Annotated in this window: 3 protein-coding genes and 1 pseudogene; 1 reads left to right on the forward strand and 3 read right to left on the reverse strand. The window is 56.4% G+C overall.

Annotation, left to right across the window (positions count from 1 at the left end; all coding sequences use genetic code 11):
- Positions 1 to 95: 95 nt before the first annotated feature.
- Positions 96 to 940: pseudogene (locus FBZ89_RS30475) on the forward strand (IS630 family transposase); the annotation flags it as partial.
- Positions 941 to 1,147: 207 nt separating this feature from the next.
- Here FBZ89_RS30475 and FBZ89_RS30480 read toward each other — a convergent pair.
- The 3 genes from FBZ89_RS30480 to FBZ89_RS30490 form a co-directional block, all read right to left on the reverse strand.
- The gene (locus tag FBZ89_RS30480) at positions 1,148 to 1,624 is read right to left on the reverse strand and encodes an SEL1-like repeat protein (RefSeq protein ID WP_145754851.1); all 477 of its coding nucleotides are present in this window, start codon (positions 1,622 to 1,624) and stop codon (positions 1,148 to 1,150) included.
- A 9-nt stretch (positions 1,625 to 1,633) separates the two neighbouring features.
- Positions 1,634 to 2,473: an RHS repeat-associated core domain-containing protein gene (locus tag FBZ89_RS30485; protein ID WP_145754852.1), complete on the reverse strand. Its 840-nt coding sequence runs from the start codon at positions 2,471 to 2,473 to the stop codon at positions 1,634 to 1,636.
- 137 nt (positions 2,474 to 2,610) lie between these two features.
- Positions 2,611 to 2,841, reverse strand: a 231-nt coding sequence (locus FBZ89_RS30490) for a tyrosine-type recombinase/integrase (RefSeq protein ID WP_145754854.1), incomplete at its 5' end; no start/stop codon positions are given.

The following is a 2,841-nucleotide window of genomic DNA, read 5'->3' on the forward strand; positions in this document are numbered from 1 at the left end:
ATTCGTGGACACTTCCCACCCTCACAAGCCAGACCTCCTTCCAGATTCGGCGAACAACATCACCAATGGAAGGCGGCCCTCGGCGGAGGGGTACCCTGATCGACCGCAAAGCGCCGGGGCAGACACCCAAACTGAACGCTGCCCAGCGGCAGGAGTTGGCCCGGAAGGTGGAGCAGGGGCCGATCCCATCGGTGGACGGGGTGGTGCGCTGGCGGCTCAGAGATTTGGGACTATGGGTATTCGAGGAGTTCGGCATCTCGCTGGACGATTCCACGATAAGCCGCACACTGAAGGCCATGGGGTATGCCAAGCTGTCGGCTCGCCCCCGGCACTATGCCCAGAACGGGGAGGCCCTTGAGGAATTTAAAAAAACTTCCCCGCCAAGCTGGCGGCGATCCGGGCCACCCGGCCGGAAGGAACCAAGATAGAACTGTGGTGGCAGGATGAGGCCCGGGTCGGCCAGAAGAACAAGATCACCCGCCGCTGGGCCAAACGCGGGACGCGCCCCGTGGCTCCTCAAGATCAGCGCACCAAGTCAGCCTACATCTTCGGGGCCATCTGCCCCGAGCGTGGTGTCGGTGCCGCCCTCGTCCTGCCCCGTTGCGACACCCAGGCCATGCAATGGCATATGGACGAGATCGCCTCCCAGGTCGCGCCGGGCGCCCATGCGGTCCTCATGATGGACCAGGCCGGATGGCACACCACCGACAAGCTGGTCGTGCCGCCCAACATCACCGTCCTCCCACTGCCGCCTCGATCCCCGGAACTCAATCCAGTCGAGAACATCTGGCAGTTCGTCCGCGAAAACTGGCTCTCCAATCGCGTCTTCGAATCCTATGACCAGATTGTCGCCCTATCTTGCGACGCCTGGAACCGCCTCATCGACCAACCATGGAAGATCATGTCCATTGGAAACCGCCAATGGGCACATGGGTTCTAATCAGCGCAAGTTGGTATTACACCTGTGCATCACTTATACACATTTTATCACGTAAGCTGGTTAGGGCTTTGATTCTACGGGGGGATTTCCGTTCCAAACCTCAAAACCAAAGCAGCATGGAAATCCGCACCAACCCCAACTCCGCCGCCTGACAGCCTTCAGGGAGGGTGAGTGTCAGGGGATAACCTTCTCTGTGCACAAAGAATACTATTTATGATCTATACATTTCAGCATAGATTTTGCGTATCGTCTATATGGCTCATTACACTCCTTGGCCGCCCTTTTTAACCAATAAAGCCCTCTTAGCTGCGAACTTTTGTCCTTAAAATCAATTAAGTTAGAGCCAAGAGTATACATTGCCTCCTTTGATCCATTCTCATATGCAATCTCCAGCCAATGTATACCTTCAAGAGAATATCGGTCTCTTATTTTTAGATAATAATTTGCCAACTTTATCGCTGAATCAACTGACCCCGTAAGGGCAGATCGTTCTATTTCCCCAATACGATCAGAGGGAATCATAAACTCCTCATATGGCATAGCTAATCTGCCACCAGGCCCAGAAGGCTCTTGCTGAGAATCAACACCCGCCTTCTTCGGCAATTGGTCAGAAGCAATCGCCGGAGAAGAAAGTAAGGCTATCAAGGCACTCAGAATATAAGACCATCTATATATCGTCTTCATAAAAACACCCTATTTCCCTGACTGCGGATTAAATGTGGCGAATGGCGTACTTTGCTTTAGATCTGGATAATGCCTGTCCGGCAATGATGGCGCAATGGCATAGTATCCGTTCTCAAATAGCCACCCTATATTTGTCGGCGCCTTTACTGTGACATGCATCAAATTTGCAAGCTCTTGAGCAAACCCACCAGACCCTTCTGAGCCGGAATTACATGCAAACAGGACGATTACAGTATCACTTCCAGGTTTATACCCTGCTCCTTTAATTAGCTTTGACGCCTCTCGAGCACCAATCCTATCTCCATTCTGGAGCTCAATCGCCCTACCGTGCCCGTGGGCGCCAACTCTAAATTCACCATCCTTAGAGGGAATTTTCTTGAAAAACTTATACTCATCATATTGGTCATTAAATAAATCCAACTTACCCGGTTGATCCGTTGCACCGGCCGTCGCCCCAACTCTTGGATCGCGCTTTGCTACCGATCTGGGGCCGTCCGTCGATATAGGATCCCGAGGCTTCACACGGGGATCACCTCCCGTGCCGTCTTTAAACGGCGTGATGCCATCACCGGCGTAACTCCCGGAGCAGCTTACTCCCCCTGTCCGGCCGCAAGTATTTCCCTCGTTGGCCAACCCCAGCGGATCAAAACCCGACAGCGGGTCATTGCCCACGTAGGCATACCGGTTGAGCCCATCGGCGATCCCCGCCGGGTCCATCTGCAACCACCTGCCGATCCCCGGCACGTAGGTGCGGTTCGGGGTGACGTACAGCCCGATCTCATCATACCGCATGCCCGCATACCGGTACGGCGATCCCGTCTGGCCGTCCTGGGCACTCTGGCCAATCACAACACCCTGACGCGGGGTGTCGTACCGACGCTCCTTTTTCCCGGTGGCTCCAACGGCTTAGCGGGCGCGCTCGCCCATATGAGGGCAGTGTAGCCCGGCGAGGCCCCTGACGCACCTTTTCCCGCGCGGGGCCGCTCTCAGTCGTCGCGCTCGTCCTCCGCCTCCTGGTCCAGCACCAGGTGCAGGGCCTCCGCCGCGTCCACGCGGCCTTGGCGGCCGCCGGCGGCGATGGGCCGGCCGGGGTGGGTGGCGGTGTGGATCTCCTTCAGCAGTCGCACGCTCACCTGCGTGTAGATCTGCGTGGTCGACAGGTCCGCGTGCCCCAGCATCGCCTGGATGAACCGGATGTCCGCCCCGTTCTCCAGCAT

This window comes from Nitrospirillum amazonense (assembly GCF_007828045.1).
Lineage (GTDB): Bacteria > Pseudomonadota > Alphaproteobacteria > Azospirillales > Azospirillaceae > Nitrospirillum > Nitrospirillum amazonense_C.

Excerpts from the sequence above, each read along its gene's own strand:
- FBZ89_RS30480 (WP_145754851.1), bottom strand. The coding sequence starts at position 1,624 with ATGAAGACGATATATAGATGGTCTTATATTCTGAGTGCCTTGATAGCC.